Below are 21937 nucleotides of genomic sequence, written 5' to 3'. Positions count from 1 at the left end.
CCTCATAGGGATATCAATCATCAGCGTCGTCTTCTTGCTCGTAGAGCTGGACAGGCGCGGCCGGCATGATGGTCGAGATCGCGTGTTTGTAGACCAATTGCGACTGGCCGTCGCGGCGCAGCAACACGCAAAAATTGTCAAACCAGCTGACGATGCCTTGCAGCTTGACGCCGTTGATCAGAAAAATGGTCAAGGGTGTTTTGGTTTTTCGGACACTGTTGAGAAACGTATCCTGCAGGTTTTGCTTCTTGTCGTGGGACATTGATTGGCCCTTCTCATTTCGATAAAATTTTGGGAAGCACAATACCCCCCACACAGACAACGTGTGATAATAGGCAAATAACTACCCCTATTTCAACCGCACTGCGGTAAATTTATTTTTCGGCCCGTCACACCAGGGCTGTATTGCGGGCGTGGATGATATAGGAATCCCTTAGGGCGCTTGCCACAGGCCCTGGTTTTCCGTCACCAATCAAGTGACCATCGATAGCGATGATCGGCATGACCAGTGATGTCGCTGCGGTAATGAACACCTCCGAAGCGGCCTTGGCGGCCTCCAGTGTGAAGGCAACCTCACGTATTTCCAGGCCAGTGCCGGCTATCAGCTTCAACAAGGTGAGTCGCGTGACCCCGGCCAGGATGTTCGCCTTCAAGTCGCGCGTGAGGATGACTCCGTTGGTGCCGATCATATAGACATTGGTCGACCCGCCTTCGGTAACGTAGCCGTCGCTGTCGACGAAAATGACCTCACCGGCTCCCTCTTCCCTCGCGGCTTGTTTGGCCAGGACGTTGGGCAGCAGGCCGACGGTCTTGATGTCGCAGCGGCCCCAGCGGATGTCGGGCATGGACTTGGCCGTGATACCAGCCAAGGCCTTTTTGGCCGCCGCTATCCGGTCGACCGGCTTGGCGGTGACCACCATGGCCGGGCGGACATTGTCCGGAAATACGTGGTCGCGGGGGGCAACCCCGCGAGAAATCTGAAGATAGACCATGCCCTCGCGAATACGGTTACGGCGTACCACCTCAGTCAGAACGACCAGCAGTGCACTGCGCGGCATGGGCATGGCGATTTTCAGTTCGGCCAGGGACCGCTCCAGACGGTTCAGATGGCCTTCAAGATCCGCCAGGCGGCCGTCAAATACTGACCAGACCTCGTAGACGGCGTCCGCAAACTGATAGCCGCGGTCCTCGATCGAGACGACAGCGTCGGACTGGCGGACATAGGCGCCGTTGACATAGGCAGTGCGGGACATACAAGCGCTTTCCGAAAAGTGTAGAGCACTTTTCGGCTAAAAAGCGCGCCAAACCAAGCGCTTTCCGAAAAGTGTAGAGCACTTTTCGGTTAAAATGGGCGGCTAAACAAGCAGAATTATGCGTCCTCTTCCTCGCCACGGATATGCGCCAGGCCGAGTGATTTCAGCTTGCGGTGCAGGGCCGAGCGCTCCATGCCGATAAAGGTGGCGGTACGCGAGATATTGCCGCCGAAGCGGACAATCTGGGACGACAGATATTCACGTTCAAATACTTCCCGGGCGTCGCGAAGCGGGAGTGCGATGATCCGCTCGGGACGGATGGCGCCGGCAACTGCCGACTCCACCACTTCCGACGGCAGCATCTGGGCCGTAATCGGCTCGTTGGGCGACCCCGAGGCCAGGATCAGCAGGCGCTCGATGTTGTTTCGCAACTGGCGGACATTGCCTGGCCATTCGTGGACCTGCAGCGTCGCCATGGCGTCTTCGGACAGGTTGCGCTTGGCCAGCCCCTGGGCGGCCGAGATGCGGTCGATGAAGTAGGTGACCAGTTCGGCGATGTCGCTGCGGCGCTCCGACAGGCCGGGGACGCGTACCGGTACGACGTTGAGGCGGTGGAACAGGTCTTCGCGGAAGCGCGCCGCCGCGATCTCTAGAGCGAGGTCCTTGGAGGTCGAAGAGATCACACGAACATCGACCTGGACGTCCTGGTTACCGCCGACGCGCTGGAAACGCTGTTCGACGAGTACGCGCAGAATACGGCTCTGCGATTCGATAGGCATGTCCGCCACTTCATCGAGGAACAGGGTGCCGCCGTGAGCGCGTTCGAATACGCCGATCTTCCGCGGCTTGCCGCCCTCGCCTTCCTCGCCAAACAGCTCGACGTCGAGCCGCTCCGGCGTCATGCCGGCGGCCGAGATAGGCATGAATTCGCAGCGCGCGCGTGGCGATGCGTCGTGGATCATACGCGCCACCAGTTCCTTGCCGGATCCGGCGGGACCGGAAATCATAATGCGCGAATTGGCCGGCGCTACCTTGGCGATAGTCGAGCGCAGCAGTTGTGCTGCTGCCGAATTGCCGATCAGGCCGTCCGGCACGACCGCCTGGGACCGCAGGCGTTTGTTTTCCCTGCGCAGGCTGGTAAGTTCAAGTGCACGCTGAATAACCATAATCAATCGTTCTGTTTTGAATGGCTTTTCGATAAAATCGAATGCACCCTTCTTGATCGCAGCCACGGCCGTTTCGATCGTGCCGTGACCGGAAATCATGACAGCGGGAATGTCGGGATCCAGCTCGCGGATTACGCCCAGCAGTTCGATGCCGTCCAGACCGCCGCCCTGCATCCATATGTCGAGCACGCAAAGGCTGGGCTTGCGCGCCCGGATAGCGCGCAGGGCCGCATTGGAATCGGCGGCTGTGCGGACAGCATAGCCCTCGTCTTCCAGTATCCCCGCGATCAGTTCGCGGATGTCGGCCTCGTCGTCGACAACCAGAATATCTACCCCAGACGATACTTTCATCACACCCTCATAAGCTTGGTTCCGGCCGAGGCCGGGCTATCGGTGGCACCCGGGAGTTGACCCGACTGCTGGCGCGGCAGACGCAGAACGGCCCGCGCGCCGTTGAGATGAACCGCGTCGGTGAGCCAGAACTCGCCGCCGTGGTCCTCCAGAATACGCTTGACAATAGCCAGTCCAAGACCAGTGCCCTTTTCACGCGTTGTGACATAGGGCTCGGTCAGACGGTCGCGGTCCTTTTCCGGCAGACCGATGCCGTCGTCCTCGACAGTAATGACTAGGAAGCCGTCTTCGGCCGTCATCTCGACCCGAAGATGGCCGACAATACCGTCTGCCGGCGCGACCTCATCGGTACCGTTATCGCGCATCAGCCGCGACGAAATCGCTTCGCCACCGTTTTTCAGCACATTGCCCAGGGCCTGGCCCAGCATGCGACCGTCGCAGACGACTCTCAACTCGGGCAGGGGTTCGACGATGTCGATGACGATATCGGCCCTTGCCACACGTTGAGCGAAGACGCAGGCGCGCACCAGTTCGGCAGCTTCTTCCTCGGCGAAGTTCGGCGCCGGCATACGGGCGAAAGAGGCAAACTCATCGACCATGCGGCCGATATCACCGACCTGGCGGACGATCGTGTCTGTCAAGCGGTCAAAGGTTTCGATATCTGTCTCGATTTGGCTCCGGTACTTGCGGCGCAGGCGCTCGGCCGACAACTGGATCGGGGTCAGGGGATTCTTGATCTCATGAGCGATGCGGCGCGCGACATCCTTCCACGCGGCATTGCGCTGGGCAGCGATCAGCCTGGTGATGTCGTCGAAGGTCAGAACGGCGCCGCCAGTCTCGAGACCTGATACGCGTACGCGGACACGTCGGGTCTCGCCGCGACGGACCAGGTCGACCTCCTGCTCTTCGACGCGGTGGACGGACGCCTTATCCAAAAGTTCTGAAATTTCAGGTGCTAGTTCACGAATTCTCACACCTGAGGTATCCTCCGACGCAACGCCCAGGAAGTTCGCAGCATGGCGGTTGATCGCCGAAATCTGCTCATTGGCATCCAGGCCGATAATACCGGCGCTGATTTCGGACAAGACGGTTTCGATAAAGCGGCGCCGGGTTTCGGCCTCGTCACCGGCCTGCTTCAGGGCCTGCTGTTGACTCTGCAGGTCCGAGGTCATGCGATTGAAGGCGCGCGACAGCACGGCAATATCTTCTGATTGGCGTGCTGTCATGACACGTGCGCTCAAATCTCCACCGGCGACCCTGCCGGCAGCCTGCACAAGTCGGGCCACGGGGATGGCGATGCTTTCGGCCGCCGAGGTTCCGCCCCAGATGGCTCCGACCAGCACCAACAGCACGGCCTCGACATAGGCCATAATGAACAGTCCCTGCCCCTTGGCGCGTTCCTCGCGAACATTGCGATAGTCAACGATAGCCGTTTCTGCGGCCCGCAGGCGGGCAAGGATCCCTTCGGGCAGCAAGCGCACACCATAAAGCATAGCGCCCTGATACCCGGTTAGCGGATAGACGACGCGCTGGGCATCCGGTCCGGGATACTCGGCAAGGATCGGACCTTCGGACGCGACATAGGACATAACGTCTTCAGAAGGTGCCACATATACAGGGGCTTCCGGTCGCTCCGCCCGAGCGAGGATCTGGCCACTTCGATCGATGATATACACCGCTGTCAGAACGCCACTCGTGTCAACGCGATCTTTCAGAGCGGCCGAGAAGGCAAGCCGGTCAAGATATAGGGTCTGAGCTCCTTCGGTTTGCACAGCGGCTTGAAGATCCTCCATCGCCCTTTGGACTGAACTGCGCTCTGCCGCCAGATAACTTTTGGCGATTTCAGCCCCATTTTCCACGGAACTATCGATGCGTTGCTGAAACCATTGATCGACCCCACGGTTCAGGAAACCGAACATAAGTGCGACGATAATGGCTGGCGTCACAGCCGCCAGCGAGAACAGGAAAACGAAGCGCAAATGCAGGCGCGCCCCGGCGTCTGCTCCACGACTGCGCGCAATCGTGACCACGCGCCTCACGACAACTGCCGTCAGTCCGAGGAGGAGGATCAGGTTGAGGCAAGCCAGAATAAGCAGATAGTCGCTGGCTTGGCCCACAGGCCCGGTTCCCGGGCCTGCTATGATGAGCCAGACAATAAAGGCGGTGGTCAGAATGGACGCGCCGTACCCCGCCCCAAGCAGCAGCCGCTTCAGACCCGCCGCGCGGATATCCTTCAAGCTGCGCTTCAGAAAATGCAGCCCACGCCGTTGCAACAGTGTATCCTTCAAGACGCACAACCACCTATTTTGGATCGTGGCATTTGCGCACTACTGTGTCTAAATATCAACAGGAATGTTGCGCCAAAGCGTCAAAATTGCCAAGATTTAATCACAGTCGTTACGATCTCAGGCTTGGAACAGCGCCCGGACGCCGATTTCAATCTGGAGAGGATCGTCCATCCGGCATAGCCGCGCCTTGTCCTGACGGCGGACACAGGGATCGTCGTCATAGGTGGCGCCTTCGACATAGGCACCCAGATGCTTCTTGAACATGCGCAGGCCGAGAGCGTCGCCATAGAAGGCCAGGCTATCTTGCATGTGTTCAATGAGTATGTCCGCACGCGCCATAAGGTCGCGTTCCGGCAGGGCATTATCGTTCAGCGACTGGTCGAGGTCATGGGCGAACCACGGCCGGCCATAGATACCGCGCCCGATCATCAGCCCGTCAGCGCCGGACTGCACCAAAGCGGCCTGGGCCGAGGTAAGGTCGACAATATCGCCGTTCACGATGACCGGAATACGGACCGCGCTTTTGACATGGGCGACAGCGCGCCAGTTGGCCTCGCCCTTGTAGAACTGTTGACGCGTACGGCCGTGAACGGTCAGGGCCTTGATGCCCAGTCGTTCGGCACGCTGAGCCAGTTCTGCGGCGTTGTGCGAGGCGTCGTCCCAACCGAGACGCATCTTGACCGTCACCGGCCGCGACGTGGCGTTCAGCGCCGCCGTCATAATTCGTTCAGCCTGGTCGAGGTCGCGCATCAGGGCCGAACCGCACAGGACGCCAATAACCTCTTTGGCGGGACAACCGAAGTTGAGATCGACAATATCGGCGCCGGACTCTTCGGCCAGATGGGCGCCCTTGGCAATGTGCCCGGGGTCGCGCCCGACCAGTTGCACGATCTTTAGACCCTCATGCTCACCCAGTTGCGCCTTGCGAACAATGTCCGGGCGCGTCATGTCAGCGCACGCCACCATTTCGGTTGCGGCGTAAGGCGCACCTAGCCGGGCCGCGATCCGGCGGAAGGGCAGGTCAGACACGCCCGTCATGGGCGCAATGAGCACCCGGCCATTTATTGTCACATCACCGATCGTCAGGCCCTTGGTCATGGTGCGGCTTTAGCTGAAAATCCCGCTTGTGGGAATGACCCTCGGCGCCTTATACCAACCCTTGATGACCTTGCCTCATCGCGGGTTGGCAAGCGCGCCAGTGTACGTTTCTGGGGCGCCCGAGCTTTTGCGAGGAGCCATGGGGGGCGCCTAGTCCGGCGTTTGAGCTGAAAAAATGCGAATATCAAGCGTCATTCTTTATGAGGCTTGGTATTAGAAGCAAGGCTTGGGAGTCTGCTCATGTCTAAAGTCAAACTGGCTGTCAGCGAGGACAGTGGTGCAATCGTAGCCTGCGCTGGCTTTCGTGTCCGCGAATGGCGGGTATCAGGCAAGGTGCTCCATGTCGACGACCTGGAGACCAAAGAATCAGTCCGATCAAAAAATTATGGTAAAAAGTTGCCAGATTGGCGTAAGTCTTTGGCAAAGAAAGAAGACCGCGCGCGGTTGCGATTGGGTAGCGGCACCAACCAGACCGTGGCGCACAAATTCTATTTCCGCCAGAGCCTGCCCCTTAGGGCCTGCCACTTCGAGGCCAATCCATGAGCTATAGCGCCATCATCGTCGCCGGCGGGTCCGGGTCGCGTTCGGGCGGAAAGAAACAGTGGATGCGCCTGGGCGGTCGGCCGATGCTGGACTGGTCCGTGACGGCCTTCAGCGGCGCGCTTCAGATCGTTGTGGTCGTTCCGGTTGACGATGTGATTCAGGCCACGCAACGATATGGTGAAGCGGTAACCGTCGTGGCCGGCGGCTCAGACCGCTCGGGGTCGGTGGTCAATGGCTTACGGGCACTTGAGGCCGAAGACGAAGACCTGGTACTCATCCATGACGCGGCGCGCCCCCTATTAAAATCGAGCCATATCGATAGTTTATTGCAAACTCTTAAGACACAACGTTCGGCAATTCTGGCCTTGCCGGTGACAGATTCCCTGAAACAGGGTTCTGACGTCGTCACGGGTGCGCCATCGCGCGACCGGCTGTGGCGGGCCCAAACGCCCCAAGCCTTCAGGTATGGCGATATCGTTCGCGCCTATAAGGCCTGGCCGGGCGGTCCGGCGACCGACGAAGCGACTGTGGCCGCCGCCGCAGGGATCGAGGTAGCGCTGGTCGAAGGCGATGTCCGCCTGCACAAACTGACCTACCCTAACGACTTTGGCTTGCTGGAGGCGCTGATGGACAAACCCGTGAAACAGATTCGTGTTGGTCAGGGCTTTGACGCGCACCGGTGGGGTGACGGCGAAAGCGTGTGGCTGTGCGGCATAGAGATCGTCCACAACCAGACTCTCGTGGGACACAGCGACGCCGATGCCGGTCTGCATGCGCTCACGGATGCTGTGTTGGGCGCTGCGGGGTTGGGCGATATCGGCGACCATTTCCCGCCGAGCGATCCGCAATGGAAAGGCGCTTCCAGTGACAGGTTTTTGCAATACGCCGTTGATCTCGTTCGGCAAAATGGGGGTACGGTGATAAATGTCGACGTCACGCTGATTTGCGAACAGCCCAAGATCAAGCCCCACCGCGAAGCCATGCGCGTCCGCCTGGCCGAAATCCTGGGCGTCACGATCGACCGGGTCAGCGTCAAGGCGACCACGACCGAGGGCATGGGCTTTACCGGCCGTCAGGAAGGCCTGGCCGCCCAGGCCGTCTGCGCCATCGAACTTTAGAATTCCCTTGCAAATCTGGGGTTTGCTGCGAAGCATTCTCAATGAACTTGGCCTTGAAATGGCTATCCGCGGCCAATATATGAACGGAGTTACTTGCGTCTCCTCCCCCCAATGCAAAGAGGTTTACCATGGCTTTCGAACTGCCACCCCTGCCCTATGCCAGCGACGCGCTGGAACCGCACATGTCGGCCAATACCTTCAGCTTCCACCACGCGAAGCACCATAAGGCCTATGTCGACAACCTGAACAAGCTGATCGCCGGCACCGAGTTCGAAAATCTGTCGCTGGTCGAGATCGTCAAGGCATCCGAAGGCAAGAACCCGGGCGTGTTCAACAACTCGGCCCAGGTGTGGAACCACACCTTCTTCTGGTCGTCGATGAAGCCTGACGGCGGTGGGGCTGCGACCGGCGCCATCGCCGACAAGATCATTGCCGACTTCGGTTCGTTCGATGCCTTTGTCGAGCAGTTCAAGACCGCGGGCGCCACTCAGTTCGGCTCGGGCTGGGCATGGCTGGTCCTGGGCGAGGACGGCAAGCTGAAGGTCACCAAGACCGGCAATGCCGAAACGCCTTTCACCAAGGGCGACAAGCCGCTGCTGACGCTGGACGTCTGGGAGCATGCCTACTACCTCGACTACCAGAACCTGCGTCCCAAGTTCATCGAAACCTTCCTGACCAGCCTGGTCAACTGGGATTTCGCCAACGCCAGTCTCGACGCCCCTCTCCATCCGGGCGTTTAACACAGTCGAAAAGGCGGCCTTCAGGCCGCCTTTTTTTGTTGCCTGCCATCGGTACAGGCAGCAAGGAGAGCGCCATGGAGAACAAGAAACTCGCCCACGAACTGGTTCACCTGTTGCAGGCGCGCGGCCAACGGGTCACCACGGCCGAAAGCTGTACGGGCGGTCTGATCGCCGGCGCCATTACCTCGGTACCGGGATCTTCGGACGTGTTCGAAACCGGCTTCATCACCTATTCCAATGCCGCCAAGACGGCGCTGGTCGGTGTCTCCGACGACCTGCTCGAAGCCCATGGCGCCGTCAGCATCGAGGTCGCTGCCGCCATGGCCAATGGCGCGCGCGCGGCCGCCAAAGCCGATATGGCGCTGAGCGTCACCGGCATTGCCGGCCCAGGCGGTGGGACGCTTGCCAAGCCTGTCGGTATGGTCTGCTTCGGCCTCAGCTATACGAATGCTGAAAAACAGCCCCTAACCCTGGTCCAACTGATTCAGTTCGGAGACATCGGCCGCGACAAAGTCAGGGAGAAAAGCGTTGAGCATGCCCTGCAATGGGCGCTCGACACGCTGACAACCTAATTCAGGCTGCGTTTTCGCCATACAGCTGGCGGGCGCGATGCTCGAAGATCGCGATGAGCCGATTGACCGCGATGTTGAAATTAGCTTTGAAAAGGGCATTAAGGACCGGGTTCTTGAAAGCCATGTCCATGTCGAAATCAATTCTGGTGCCGCCCTCCGCCGCCGTAAACGTCCAGCGACCATCCATCTCCTTGAAGGGGCCACGGATCAGGTTCATGTCGACGGTCATGTCAGGCCCATTGCGCGTAACCCGGGTCGAGAATTTTTCCTGCAGCATCTTGAAGCCGACGCTGACATCGGCGTCGAAACGGGCAGCGCCTTCACCGGCTTGCTGATGATTGTAGGCGTGCAGACGCGTGATCCACGGAATGAAATCGGGATAGCGTTCGACATCACCCACCATCTCCCACAGCTTCACGGCTTCGTAAGGCAGAACGCGTTCGATGTGAAATTTCGTCATGACAGGTCTTTAAATTGAAGGTTTCGACCGCAGACTTCTTGGCATCGGTCAGTTTGTCAAGGCGGCGAAACACCTCGCCCACAGAAATCAAGACAGATCAACGCCTTGAAGGGTCATCTTGACCTACTTCTTTGCCGCCCGGGCCGCCCTCAGCTTCTCGAAGTCCTCACCAGCATGGTGTGACGAGCGCGTAAGCGGCGAAGACGACACCATCAGGAAGCCCTTGGCACGGGCGATCGATTCGTAGGCCCTGAACTCGTCCGGCGTCACGAAACGGTCGATAGCGGCGTGTTTGCGCGTCGGCTGCAAGTACTGGCCGATAGTGATGAAGTCAATATTGGCCGAACGCATGTCATCCATGACCTGCATGACCTCTTCCTTGGTCTCTCCAAGCCCGACCATGATACCGGACTTCGTGAACTGCTGCGGATCGCGCTCCTTGACCTTTTCCAGCAGACGCAAACTGTGGAAGTAACGCGCGCCAGGGCGAATCTTGAGATAGTTGCGCGGCACGGTTTCGAGATTGTGGTTGAAAACGTCTGGCTTGGAGTCGATGACGATCTCGGCCGCACCGTCCTTGCGCAGGAAATCCGGGGTCAGGATCTCGATGGTCGTCGCCGGCGATTGCGCCCGGATCTGGCGAACGACCTCGGCAAAGTGTTCGGCGCCGCCGTCCTTCAGGTCGTCGCGGTCGACGCTGGTGATGACGACGTGGGCCAGTTTCATCAGGGCAACGGTTTCGCCGACGCGTCGCGGTTCATCGGCATCCAGCGGTGCCGGCAGTCCGGTCTTGACGTTGCAGAAGGCGCAAGCCCGCGTACAGGTGTCGCCCATGATCATGATGGTGGCGTGGTTCTTCGACCAGCATTCGCCGATATTCGGACACGCTGCCTCTTCGCACACTGTGTGCAGCTTGGCTTCGCGGACGATCTTTTGCGTGTCCATATAGCCCGAAGAGCCCGGCGCCTTGACGCGCAACCAGTCAGGCTTTTTCAGGATCGGGGAGTCCGGCCGGTTCTGCTTTTCGGGGTGGCGCAGTTCGCGGTTTGTGGCGTCGACACGGTTTATCAGGGTGACCATGGGGCTCACTTACAAGGGTATATCCGTTTATTGGCGCTTCGGGCCGGCAAGATCAAGTCAATTCCCCTGGTTCATCGCCATAGCATTGTTGCAAAGCGTGATCGCAAGCGGTAGCGCCCGCGAAAAATCTCACCTATAGTCTGGGTCAATGTCACCTTTTGCCTTGTCCAGGACCCTGCGTTTCGCCGTGGTTGCCCTCTGTGCGGCCTCGACCGTGGCTGGCTGCGAAAAGATCAGGGACGCCACCAAACAGCCAGGCCAGGCCTTCCTGGACAGCCAGATTCCGCCCGGCCTGTCGCCGCAGTATTTCCCGCCGCAAGGCTTCGTTTGGGGCGCCTACCGTTCCAAGGGGCTGCCTGAGGCGCGTTACGGTGTTGCCTCACCGCCGATCAACCCGAAAGCCCAGGTGCTGATCCTGGCAGATGCCGACTATCCGGCCGAAAGCTATTTCGAAGTTATGCGACAACTGCTCGACGCCGGGTATGGTGTCTGGCTGTTCGAAGCGCCGGGCCAGGGAGGCGCAGGCCGCTACCTCTTGCAGAACGAAGCTGTGTTTGTCGCGGGCTCAAAGGATACGCAAGTCTCCGCAACAGGCTTTATCAATGATATCGTCAAGCCAACGCCCGAAAAGCCCCTGTTCGTCGTCGGCACAGGTTACAGCGCGGTAAACTCCCTGGCCCTGTCGACGGTACTGAAATCGGATGCCGTCGGTGGCTTTGTCGGCTACGATCCCTATGTCGGCGGCGACATTGCCAAGGGTACGGTTTGGCACCGCGAGGACGTACCCAACAGCTATTGGGGCAAGATCGGCCAGGATTGGCAGATGTCCAATCCTGACCTGCGGCTAAGGGTGAAAAGCGAAAATTGGCAAAAACAGGTCAAGAAGGCCTATGCCGACCTGAACGGTCTGCACCTGCCTGTGGTGGCTTTGAAACGGCGCCCCGCCGCGGTCCTGGTCATTGCGCCGAAATCGGAACCTACCGGCGAAGCGAATGCCGCCAGCAATCTGTGCGCCCGCCTGCCCCGATGCGAGGTGGCACCAAACGAAGGGCCGCAGGCCCTTGGCAAGGACATTGCGGCCTTTATAAAGGACGAACTGTCGAAGGTTTGACCACCTACGAAAAACTTCGTTGACACCGTACGAAGAACTTCGTATGTAGCGTACATGACCTGTCCAGATACCTTACCTGCCAAGAAACCCACCGAAGCCGAGCTGGAGATTCTCCGCGTGCTCTGGGCCAAGGGCGAAGCCACCGTGCGCGATGTGCACGACGTTCTCAATGCCGAACGCCCCATGGGCTATACCACCGTGCTCAAGACCATGCAGATCATGACTGAAAAAGGCCTGGTCGCTCGCACAGAAGCCGGTAAGGCGCATATCTATCACGCCGCCATGGCCGAGTCCGACATGCAGGGCCAGTTGCTGCGCGACCTGAGCGAAAAACTGTTTTCGGGCTCGACCGCCCTTCTGGCCATGCACGCCCTGTCGATGCAGCCGACCAGCGATGAAGAACTACAACTTATCAAGGCGCTGATCGAGCGCAAGCGAGGCCAACAATGATGTCGCCGGTTGTCTTCTTCGAAGCCTGGGGCTTCACCTTGCTACATGTCTGCTGGCAGGCCGCAGCCCTTGCGGGACTGTACAAACTCATTGATCTCCTGATCCCGCGTATGGCCAGCCAACAACGCTATGTCCTGGCGCTGGGGACACTGATGGCGATCGCCGGCGCGGCGATTGCCACTTTCATTTACGAAGCCATCCGCCTGACGCCCGATGCGGGCGGTTCCATTGCCAATCCCCTCCTGCTGCCGGCCCTTGGTGGCGACGACGGCATCACGTTACAAACCCTGCTACCTTGGATAGAAGCTGCCTGGCTGCTGGGCGTGATCGCCCTGTCGTGCCGCACACTCGCCAGCCTGTATCTGATACAGCGCTTGAAGAAGTATGCGCAACCTATTCCAGAATCGTTGGTAAATCGCTTTTCCTGGGCTGTTCGTCGCTTCGGCCTGACCGGCAAGGTCCACCTGCGCCTGCATCCTCAAATCACCGGGCCATTCGTCATCGGCGCCTTTCGTTCAATCGTCTATCTACCGGTTTCTGCCCTGACAGCCCTGACGCCGGACCAACTGGATGCCGTCCTGGCCCATGAACTGGAGCACATCCGCCGTGCCGACTATGCCTGGAACCTGGCCCAAAACGTCATCGAAACAGTCTTCTTTTTCCATCCGGCCGTCTGGTGGTTGGGTGCGGTCCTTCGCGAACAGCGTGAACTGTGCTGCGACGATGCAGCGTTGAAGAACTGCGCCGATCCGCTGATCTATGCCACGGCTCTGCTCAGCCTCGAAGAACAACGCCGCGGGGCTCAACGACTCGCACAAGATAACCTGGCCATGTCCCTGAACGGCCAGGGCGAAGGCAAGAGCCTGATCGGTCGCATCGCCCGCATACTGGGTGAAAATGCGCCCAAGGCTCGCCGCAATACCCGTCCTCATGCCGCCCTCGCCCTGCCAGTCTTCTTCCTGGTCCTGGCCGCCTTTATCACCCCGGTTGCGCAGGTCGCCGCCAATGCGCCGAATATCGCCGTCGCCACAGACGGGGAAACCTGCGACGCCAAGGATCACAATCACGCCGAAAGCCCTGCCCCTCACAGGCTGGCTGATCTGAACGAGAAAGGCGATCACAGCTTTCCAGTGCATGAAAACGGCGAATGGCTTGACGACGCCTTTGAGACCATAGATCCGGACGCCATTGCGGAGCGGGTTCGCGCGGACCTTTTGGTCGCCAAGGCGGATATCGAAGCAGCCAAACCTATCGACTCAGACGCCATTGCTGGCGAGGTAAAGGCGGACATGGAACGTGCCAAGGCCGATATGGAGCGCCAGGGCATCCGCAACCACGGTATCGATCCTGAGGCCATTGCCGCCGAAGTCCGTTCGGACCTGGCGCGACACAGCGCCGACATTGCTGCTGCCCACGCGATCGATGTCGACGCCCTGGTTGAGCAGGCCCGTGCCGATGCTCAGCGTGCCAAGGACGGGATGCGTCGCCATCGTCACATGACACCACCACGGGCACCGGAGGCTTTACATGAAGTGCCCGCCCCCTTGGCCGGCCCCGACGACATGATACCTCCACCGGCAGCCCCCGTCGCCGTTCCGACCCCGCCTGCGCCGCCGGTCAAGGTCAAGGTGGCCACGGTCGGTAAGTCAGGCAGGGTGAAATCCGTCGAGCGCGTCATCGTGGTCGCCGACAAAGCGTCCGCCTCCGCGCCTGTCATCCTCCTGCAAGGCGCTCCTATCCGGATGCCCGCGACGCCAACGGCGCCCGACTTCCGCACAGAGGTCGTCGTCTTCGTCACCGCGAAAGCCGACCTAAACATCAGCAGCTAAGCCTCTTTCTCCCGTAAATCCTACTCACGCGCCGCCCCATGGCGACCAGCGGACCCGGGAGCCCGCCCCCCCAGACTTAAGATGGAAGATCAAAATGGACGCTTATCTTTTTGAATTTCTGCTGAAACTGGCGTTTACCGCTGTCAGCACAGCCGTCGAACTGCTCCTGAATGGTGCCGCCGCGTAAATCAGGCTTTACCGCTTGCGCGGATCGTCTATGATGTCCAAAGGTAGCGGCTTAAGATCGGGGTTTGATCGGAGCGGCGTAAACTAGGGCACGGGATGGATCGCGGGCGGTGGCCCCCGGCGACCGTTACCCGAGGGGAGTTCTGAGCGCATGAAGCGCCAATTCAAAGCCGATGAGTGTAACTCGTCGTTGTTCGATGCGCTGATAGCGGCGCAATCCAAATATGGTGCCGGCAAGGTGATCATCGAGGATCAGGAGCGCAAGCCCCTGAGCTATACGATGTTCCTGACAGGCGTCTTTGCCCTCGCCGGCCTGCTGAAACGCCATATTCCGGAACACAGAATCGGGCTGATGCTGCCGACCTCGGTCGGCGGTGCCATGTCGTTCTGGGCGCTTCACGCCCTGGGGCGGGTGCCCGTGATGATCAACTTCACGGCCGGTCAACCTAATGTCCGCGCTGCCGCGCAGGTGGCCCAAATCAAGACCGTGGTTACCTCCCGCCGGTTCGTCCTGCAGGCCAAGTTGGAAGATCTGGTCGAATCGATGAGCCAGTATGTCCGCATCCTGTATCTCGACGACATTCGCGGCGAGATCGGCCCGCTGGACAAGGCCAGGGCTTTCCTCGCGGCCAAGATGCCGCATCTGTTCATCAAAAAGACTCAGGCAGAAGATCCCGGTGTCATCCTGTTTACCTCAGGCAGTTTCGGGACGCCACGCGGAGTCGTGCTAACCCAATCTAACCTGGTCGCCAATACACGGCAGGTTGAGGCGCATATCATGCTGAGCCCTGACTGGGTGGCCTTCAACCCGATGCCTATTTTCCATTCGCTAGGCCTGACCGCCGGTGTGGTCTTGCCGCTGTTGACCGGGATGCGCAGCTTCCAGTATCCGTCGCCGCTGCACGTCAAGCAGATCCCTGGCCTGCTGAAATCGACCAGCGCTTCCTTACTCTTCGCGACCGACACGTTTGTCAATCAATACGCCCGCAACGGTGACAAGGAAGACTTCGCCACCTTGAAGTTTGTGGTCTGCGGTGCGGAGAAGGTGCGCCAGGAAACCCACGCCCTGTTCGACATGCCGATCGTTGAAGGCTATGGCGTGACGGAATGCTCGCCCGTCGTTGCGGTCAACGACCCCGAAGACAACCGTTTCGGCACGGTCGGCCGGCTTTTGCCTGGGATGGAATACCGCCTCGATCCGGTCGAAGGCATCCGGGAGGGTGGCAGGCTTTATGTCAAAGGCCCCAATGTGATGGCGGGGTATCTTAACATGGATTCTCCGGATGTGATCGAGGCACCAGCAGACGGCTGGCATGACACGGGCGACATTGTGAATGTCGACGAAGAAGGTTTTGTCCGTATCGTCGGTCGCGCCAAGCGCTTTGCCAAGATTGGCGGCGAGATGATCTCCCTGACGGCCGTCGAACGGCTGGCTGAGGCAGTGTGGCCAGACAGCCGCCATGCTGTGGTCGCTATCGCCGACGACAGGAAGGGCGAGCGTCTGATCCTGGTCACAGACCATCCCAATGCCGATGTTGCCAGCCTGAGCAACCACGCCAAAAAGAGCGGCACTGCGGCCCTGTCAGTGCCCAGGAAGATTGTCAAGGTTCAGGCCGTGCCGGTCCTGGGCTCCGGCAAGACCGACTACGTCACCCTGCAGAAGCTGGCCGAAATCGAGGCTCGCGCTGCCTGACGGGAGTGTGACACTCTGCCGTCAGGCACTTGTAACGTCTTGACACAGGTTCGCCACGCCTCCAGAAGGAGGACATGACTCAGGTGCAATCCATCACTGACCGACGGGTCCCGGAAGTTCGCTTCTGGGCCTGCTTTGTCGTGATCTTTGCTCTGTTTGCCCAAGCCTTGTTCCCCGTCCAGGCCCTGGCCTTGACCATGGACCATACGCCGTTCGCCATCTGTAACGACGACAAAGCCCCCGCCTTCACCGCTAAGGTCAAGACTGTCGACACCTCCGGCACATTGGGCTTGAAATGCGTTGACTGCGTTCTGTCGTCGATCACGGCCATTCGAACACCGGCGCTCTCGCTTCAACCTGTCCTCTACACCTTCGCTTACAGCGAATTGAAGCCAGCCACCACCGGCTCACCGGTCAAGGCCCGGGCCCCGCCGCGTCCGTATTCCTGCGGCCCTCCGTCTGAAAATCAAGCCTGATTTCGTTGCGTGCCGATCGGCGCGCGCTCCTGCTTGCTTTTTGAAGACGTAATTCCTCATGTATAATCTCAAATCCAAGGCGCTCGTCGCCTTTCTCGTCACGACAGCTTCCCTGCTGCCGCTGATTCCGCCGGCCGCACGGGCTGAAACACCCGACTCAGAGACGCCCAAAGAGGTGATTGTTGTTGGGCAGAAGAACGTCCCCATCACCGTCGTTCCGCGTGGCCTCTCCGTCTCCCTCGGTGTGGAGCAAATGGACGCGGTCAATGCCGTCAATGTCGAAGACCTGATGAAGTACACACCCAACTTCTTTGTGCGTAAGCGGTTCATTGGTGATGACAATGCCGTCGTCGCCCTACGTGGTACCAACACGATCCAAAGCGCGAGGACGCTGGTCCTGATTGACGGCTACGTTGTTTCCAACTTCCTCGGCAACCGCTGGGACTATCCGCCGAAGTGGAATGTCGTGGGGCCGGCCGAAATTCGCCAGTTCGACATCGTCTATGGCCCCTACTCGGCGCGTTACGGCGGCAACTCGATGGGCGGTGTTGTCTCGATTACCACGGAGACACCGAAGAAGACCGGAGCCTATGCTACCGGCCAGGTATTCACGATGCCGTTCAAGGAATATGGTTTTGATGAGACGTTTTCGGGCTACTCTTTGGAAGGGGGCCTGAACTACCGCCAGAAGGACGGCCCATGGAGCGCGCGGGCGTCTTTCCGGCACTTTGAAAATGTCGGCCAATCCATGACCTATAACCTCCTGGCCAAGTCTTCCGCCTCGGGTGTCTTCACGCCGGTTACTGGTGCCTATTCCGACAGCCGGCTGGCCACCCCGGTGTTCGGGGCGGCTTCACCCGTCGATGTCGTTCAGGATCAGCAGCGTCTGCGCCTGGGCTACGCCTTCGACAACGGCTGGAAGGCAGACGCCCTGATTATGGCCTGGCGAACAGACCAGGACCTGACCGACCCACGCTCTTGGCTGCGGGATTCTTCGGGAAACCCCGTCCTTCCCACGTCCGCCGGCACAAAGGTTCGGTTTGACGGCGTTAACTATGTTGCGCGCGGCGTCACCTATTCGACCTCTGAGCGCCAGGAATTCCTGACCGGGTTCAAGCTTTCGGGCGCCTGGAACGGCTGGGATATCCGGGCCAACCTGTCCAACTATGCGATTCCACACTGGGAAAGCCGCACCTCGCTGGATATGGTCCAGGTCGCCGGTCAGCAAACCGTATACGGAGACATCGGCTGGTGGTCGTTCGACGGATCGGCGGAACGAACCTTTGGACGCCATACAGTCGCCTTCGGTGCGACGTCCAATCTGTACCAGACCGAGTCCTCGACCTACAACACCAGCAACTGGAAGACGGCGGCAAATCCGGTTTTTGCCTCGCGCACTTTTGGCAAGACCACCATTTCTGGCGCGTTCGTTGAGGACGAGATCGACCTTGACGGACCCGTGATGACCCTGGGACTGCGCTTTGACGACTGGCGCGCCTTCGAGGGTGGCATCGCCACGGCGGCGGTCAATCGTGGCTACCCTGAACGCCATGAGACCTCGCTTTCGCCAAAGTTCAGCGTCCAGAGCGACCTAGGTGACGACTGGAACGTCCAGGTCAGCCTGGGTACGGCAACGCGTTTTCCCACGGTGGGCGAACTGTTCCAGGGCCGCATCAATGCCGGCCAGAGCGAAATCGATCCGCTCAGCTTCGATCCGAACCTGAAGTCGGAGGTCTCAAAGGACGCCAGCCTGATCGTGCGCCGCAGGCTTGGCAAGGTTCTGCTGACCGGTAGCTTCTTCGGCCAGGATATCGACAATGCCATCTTCAGCTATCAGGGCGTTCTCGATGACGGCACGGTGGTATCGCGGTATCAGAATATTGATCGGATGAAACAATACGGGGTCGAAGCCATCTGGGAGTCGCATGACCTCCTGCTGGACGGGCTCGACGTCGAAGCTTCGGTTTCATGGATGGACGCCCGCACGGTGCGCAGCGCCTCGGCGCCGGCGGCGGAAGGCGTTATGTTCCCACGCATACCGAAGTGGCGGACGAATGGAAATGTCCGCTATGCCCTGACGCCTAAGCTGAAAGCGAGTGTCGGTTGGCGCCTGGCGTCGCGCCCCAATTCCGACCTGTTCGGCCTGGTTCGCGGTGGCGCCTACGGCTTTCAGACCGAGTACAGTTTCGTTGACACCAAGCTGACCTACGCCCTTACACCGGCCGTGGACGTCAGCCTCGGCGTTGACAATATGAACAACGACCAGGCCTATGTCTCCCACCCCCTGCCCCAGCGCACCTTCATGCTGGAACTGAAGTACCGGACCTAAGCCCATGATAAACAAGATCCGGAAGCTCGCCGAGGCTACCCGAAAACTGATCGATTATCGCATGGTCTGGCGTTGGCATTTCTATGCGGGCCTTATCTGTGTTCCGTTTATCATCGTTCTGTCGATTACGGGGCCGATCTATCTGTTCAAGCCCCAGATCGAAGCCGCCATCGACGCCCGGTATGACAATCTGGCATTCGATGGGCTGCCCCAGGCCGCCGCAGCCCAGATTGCGGCGGCCCAGGCAGCGGTGCCTGGGGCGAGCTTCCGATCGCTTGAAGTCCGCCAGAATACCCATGATGCCGCACGCATTAATCTGCAAAGCAAGGGCGAGAAGATCCGCGTCTATGTTCACCCCCAAAGCCTGGCCATTTTGAAGCAGGTGCCGGAGGAAGCCAGGTTCATGGCGGTGGTCAAGACCATTCACGGCGAACTCCTGTCGGGCCGGACAGGGGAAATCATCGTTGAGTTGGCCGCCTGCTGGGCGATCGTCATGATCCTGAGCGGTCTTTACCTTTGGTGGCCGCGTCAGGCTAAGGGATTGGCCGGTATCCTGTGGCCCAGGTTCGGTCTGGGCAAACGCCTCTTCTGGCGCGACATACATGCCGTTACAGGCATCTATGTCTCAGCCTTCGCGATCTTTCTTCTTCTGTCGGGTCTGCCGTGGACCTTTGTGTGGGGAGGCGCTTTTAAGGAGGTACGCAAACTGGGGCAACCCGCAGCAACTCAGGACTGGAGCCAGGGACGCAGCGGCGAAAGGACGGCGGCGAACAACGAAGGCGGAAGGCCGGTCGACCTGACCTATGTCGGCGGAATGGTGGATATGGCGCGTGGCTTCGATCTGCCGGCGCCGGTGATATTGGCCGCCCCGACAAAGGGAAACCTGTGGAAGCTGTCGTCAGAAACCGGCAACCGTCCGCAACGCGTGACCCTGATGGTCGAGCCACAGATGCTCGAAGTCATCAGCCGCGAGACCTTCGGGGACAAGAAGGTCCTGGATCAGGTCATCGGCGTCGGTATCGCCGCCCACGAAGGTCAATTGTTCGGATGGATCAATCAGGCGCTCGGCCTGCTCACCGCTCTCGGGCTGGTGACGCTGTGTGTCAGTGCTGTGGTCATGTGGTGGCAGCGCCGTCCCACTGACACCCTGGGCGCTCCCGCCCTTTTGCCGGACGAGCGCCTGGGGCCCGGGCTGGGCGTGCTCATCCTGGTTCTGGCTATAGTCTTGCCCGTCCTGGGGCTCAGCCTCATGGTGGTCGCCTTGATCGAGCGACTGATCCTGCGAAGGATCAGCGCCGCAAGGGCGTGGCTGGGGTTAACAGCATAATCAGGTAACGCAACAACAGCACAACAAAAACTCCTGAACGATAGACGGTGATCTAGAGCGCAATCCGATAAAGTGTGCAGCACTTTTCGGTTAAATTGCGCGACAAAACAAAAACTTAGAGCGAGATGGCGATTCAACCTAAAGCCATCTCGCTATAGCCGCCCGTATGGTAAATAAGCGATGAAAGAGACCCCAGCTTGTTATCAAAGTGTCAAAAATCATCGGCGAAGGCGTCCCGACTCCGCAGTTCGGATATAGGCAGTCATAGTGGCAACGGAAGATCGCCAAGCCTAACTTTTGGATTAAAAGTTATTTAGATTTCAAAACGCAAGCCAAAGCTGATGACTTGCAAAACAGGAGCGTATGACCGCACCAGCTGATACCAATAGGAAAACCCGGCCAAAGCGGGCCGGGTTTTTCTTTTGGTGAAGGAAAGACTTGGGGCCGCAGGCCCCAAACCCCGTTCTATAAATTGATCATTCTGCCGTCCGCGTCTAGCGACGCTTCCAAAATCGCTTCCGACATGGTCGGATGCGGGAACACCGTCCCCTGCAGATCCTCCTCGGTCGCTTCCATAGTGATCGCCAGGCAAAAGCCCTGGATCATCTCGGTCACGTTGGCGCCTATCAAATGCGCGCCCAGCAAAGCGCCCGTCTTTTTGTCGAAGATCACCTTGACGAAGCCACCGGACTCGCCAGCCGCAATTGCCTTGCCATTGGCCTTGAACGGGAAGCGGCCGATCTTGACGTCCAGCCCCTTCTCCTTCGCGCCCTGCTCGGTGATACCGACGGAAGCCACTTCCGGCGTCGCATATGTACAGCCCGGAATCGGCGGGTTCAGGTTCGACAGCTTGCGGCCGGCCATGTAGTCTACAGCGTGGATCGCTTCGTGTGATGCCTTGTGGGCAAGCCACGGCGGTCCGGCGCAGTCGCCGATCGCAAACAGCCCCTTCACGTTGGTCTTGCCATGGCTGTCGTTCTTGACGTGACCGCGGTCCATCTCGACGCCCAGCTTCTCCAAGCCAATACCGTCCGTATTCGCCACGATGCCGACAGCGACAATACAGCCTTCCGCCAACAAGGTTTCCGTCTTGCCGGCAACCTCTACGGCAACCGCCACGCCGTCCTTGGTCTTTTCAACCTTGGTCACCTTGGCACTGACGCGGAACTTGATGCCGCGCTTTTCGAAAGCCTTGTGGGCTTCAGCCGAAACCTCGACATCCTCGACCGGCAAAATCCGGTCCAGGGCCTCGACTACGGTCACGTCAGCGCCCAGCGAGCGATAGAAACTGGCGAACTCGATGCCGATGGCGCCAGATCCGATGACCACCAGGGACTTTGGCATTTTCTTGGGCGTCAAGGCATTGCGATAGGTCCAGATGCGATCGCCATCCGATACGGCGCCGATTTGCGGGATTTCCCGCGCCCGGGCACCGACCGCCAGCATAACGTTTTTCGCTTCGACGTCCTTGGTGCCGCCGGCATTCAGCTTGACCACCACCTTGGGAGCGTCCTTGCCGGGTTCCAGCGTCGCGAAGCCCTCGATAACATCGATCTTGTTCTTCTTCATCAGGTAGCCGACGCCGCCGTTGAGTTGCTTGGCCACCGCGCGGGAACGGCCGATCACCTTCTCAAAGTCAAAGCCCGGCTTTTCGCCGGTGAGGCCATAGTCGGACAGGTGGTTGATTTTGTCGAACACCTCGGCCGACTTGAGCAAAGCCTTGGTCGGGATACAGCCCCAGTTGAGGCAGATGCCGCCCAGCAGTTCACGCTCGACAATGGCGACCTTCAGGCCGTTCTGACTGGCGCGGATGGCGCCTTCGTAACCGCCGGGGCCGGAACCGATAACAACGAGATCATAAGCCATG

The 21937-nt window shown here is 59.5% G+C and carries 19 protein-coding genes; 11 read left to right on the top strand and 8 right to left on the bottom strand.

The annotated features are described in order from the left end of the window. Window positions 1–13 precede the first annotated feature (13 nt). From hfq to dusB, 5 genes are all read right to left on the bottom strand, one after another. A complete protein-coding gene (gene hfq, locus ABAC402_RS30595) occupies window positions 14–262 on the bottom strand; it encodes an RNA chaperone Hfq (protein ID WP_006274368.1) in 249 nt (82 codons plus the stop codon). Window positions 263–389: 127 nt separating this feature from the next. Next, entirely contained in the window at window positions 390–1253 is an 864-nt protein-coding gene (locus tag ABAC402_RS30590; protein ID WP_023449579.1) for a D-amino-acid transaminase, read from the bottom strand. Window positions 1254–1369: 116 nt separating this feature from the next. After that, window positions 1370–2770 carry a sigma-54 dependent transcriptional regulator gene (locus tag ABAC402_RS30585; protein WP_023449578.1) on the bottom strand — a complete coding sequence of 467 codons (1401 nt, stop codon included), beginning with the start codon at window positions 2768–2770 and terminating at the stop codon, window positions 1370–1372. Beyond that, the gene (locus tag ABAC402_RS30580; protein ID WP_235079950.1) at window positions 2770–5043 is read right to left on the bottom strand and encodes a PAS domain-containing sensor histidine kinase; all 2274 of its coding nucleotides are present in this window, start codon (window positions 5041–5043) and stop codon (window positions 2770–2772) included. The genes ABAC402_RS30585 and ABAC402_RS30580 overlap by 1 nt, the downstream gene beginning before the upstream one ends. 132 nt (window positions 5044–5175) lie before the next feature. Further along, window positions 5176–6156 carry a tRNA dihydrouridine synthase DusB gene (gene dusB, locus ABAC402_RS30575; protein WP_023449576.1) on the bottom strand — a complete coding sequence of 327 codons (981 nt, stop codon included), beginning with the start codon at window positions 6154–6156 and terminating at the stop codon, window positions 5176–5178. A gap of 240 nt (window positions 6157–6396) precedes the next feature. Here dusB and ABAC402_RS30570 point away from each other — a divergent pair, with 240 nt between their 5' ends. From ABAC402_RS30570 to ABAC402_RS30555, 4 genes are all read left to right on the top strand, one after another. Next, window positions 6397–6699, top strand: coding sequence for a GNAT family N-acetyltransferase (locus ABAC402_RS30570; RefSeq protein ID WP_023449575.1), 303 nt, complete (start codon window positions 6397–6399; stop codon window positions 6697–6699). Next, the gene (locus ABAC402_RS30565) at window positions 6696–7817 is read left to right on the top strand and encodes a bifunctional 2-C-methyl-D-erythritol 4-phosphate cytidylyltransferase/2-C-methyl-D-erythritol 2,4-cyclodiphosphate synthase (RefSeq protein WP_023449574.1); all 1122 of its coding nucleotides are present in this window, start codon (window positions 6696–6698) and stop codon (window positions 7815–7817) included. Before ABAC402_RS30570 ends, ABAC402_RS30565 begins: the two co-directional genes overlap by 4 nt. Window positions 7818–7945: 128 nt before the next feature. Then, window positions 7946–8557: a superoxide dismutase gene (locus tag ABAC402_RS30560; RefSeq protein ID WP_023449573.1), complete on the top strand. Its 612-nt coding sequence runs from the start codon at window positions 7946–7948 to the stop codon at window positions 8555–8557. Window positions 8558–8631: 74 nt separating this feature from the next. Beyond that, the gene (locus ABAC402_RS30555; protein ID WP_031235580.1) at window positions 8632–9129 is read left to right on the top strand and encodes a CinA family protein; all 498 of its coding nucleotides are present in this window, start codon (window positions 8632–8634) and stop codon (window positions 9127–9129) included. Window position 9130: 1 nt separating this feature from the next. Here ABAC402_RS30555 and ABAC402_RS30550 read toward each other — a convergent pair whose 3' ends face one another. Continuing rightward, entirely contained in the window at window positions 9131–9589 is a 459-nt protein-coding gene (locus ABAC402_RS30550) for a type II toxin-antitoxin system RatA family toxin (protein ID WP_023449571.1), read from the bottom strand. Between the two features lie 123 nt (window positions 9590–9712). Continuing rightward, a complete protein-coding gene (gene lipA, locus ABAC402_RS30545; protein ID WP_023449570.1) occupies window positions 9713–10669 on the bottom strand; it encodes a lipoyl synthase in 957 nt (318 codons plus the stop codon). A 148-nt stretch (window positions 10670–10817) separates the two neighbouring features. Between lipA and ABAC402_RS30540 the strand changes: the two genes are divergently transcribed. The 7 genes from ABAC402_RS30540 (at window position 10818) to ABAC402_RS30510 (ending at window position 20070) form a co-directional block, all read left to right on the top strand. After that, on the top strand, window positions 10818–11780 hold the full coding sequence (locus ABAC402_RS30540) for a hypothetical protein (RefSeq protein ID WP_023449569.1): 963 nt from the start codon (window positions 10818–10820) through the stop codon (window positions 11778–11780). 54 nt (window positions 11781–11834) lie between these two features. Continuing rightward, window positions 11835–12230: a BlaI/MecI/CopY family transcriptional regulator gene (locus tag ABAC402_RS30535; RefSeq protein ID WP_023449568.1), complete on the top strand. Its 396-nt coding sequence runs from the start codon at window positions 11835–11837 to the stop codon at window positions 12228–12230. Continuing rightward, window positions 12227–14059 (top strand): M56 family metallopeptidase, encoded by a 1833-nt coding sequence (locus tag ABAC402_RS30530; RefSeq protein ID WP_023449567.1) that lies wholly within the window; start codon window positions 12227–12229, stop codon window positions 14057–14059. The genes ABAC402_RS30535 and ABAC402_RS30530 overlap by 4 nt, the downstream gene beginning before the upstream one ends. Before the next feature lie 337 nt (window positions 14060–14396). Next, the gene (locus ABAC402_RS30525; protein ID WP_023449565.1) at window positions 14397–15938 is read left to right on the top strand and encodes an AMP-binding protein; all 1542 of its coding nucleotides are present in this window, start codon (window positions 14397–14399) and stop codon (window positions 15936–15938) included. A gap of 74 nt (window positions 15939–16012) precedes the next feature. Beyond that, window positions 16013–16414, top strand: coding sequence for a hypothetical protein (locus tag ABAC402_RS30520; protein WP_023449564.1), 402 nt, complete (start codon window positions 16013–16015; stop codon window positions 16412–16414). Window positions 16415–16472: 58 nt separating this feature from the next. Further along, on the top strand, window positions 16473–18743 hold the full coding sequence (locus ABAC402_RS30515) for a TonB-dependent receptor (protein ID WP_023449563.1): 2271 nt from the start codon (window positions 16473–16475) through the stop codon (window positions 18741–18743). Window positions 18744–18747: 4 nt separating this feature from the next. Next, a complete protein-coding gene (locus ABAC402_RS30510) occupies window positions 18748–20070 on the top strand; it encodes a PepSY domain-containing protein (protein ID WP_023449562.1) in 1323 nt (440 codons plus the stop codon). 465 nt (window positions 20071–20535) lie between these two features. Here ABAC402_RS30510 and lpdA read toward each other — a convergent pair whose 3' ends face one another. After that, a complete protein-coding gene (gene lpdA, locus ABAC402_RS30505) occupies window positions 20536–21936 on the bottom strand; it encodes a dihydrolipoyl dehydrogenase (RefSeq protein ID WP_023449561.1) in 1401 nt (466 codons plus the stop codon). Window position 21937 lies beyond the last annotated feature (1 nt).

The organism is Asticcacaulis sp. AC402, from assembly GCF_000495835.1.
In the GTDB taxonomy this organism is placed as follows: domain Bacteria; phylum Pseudomonadota; class Alphaproteobacteria; order Caulobacterales; family Caulobacteraceae; genus Asticcacaulis.
This window is presented reverse-complemented; position numbering and strand designations above follow the sequence as displayed.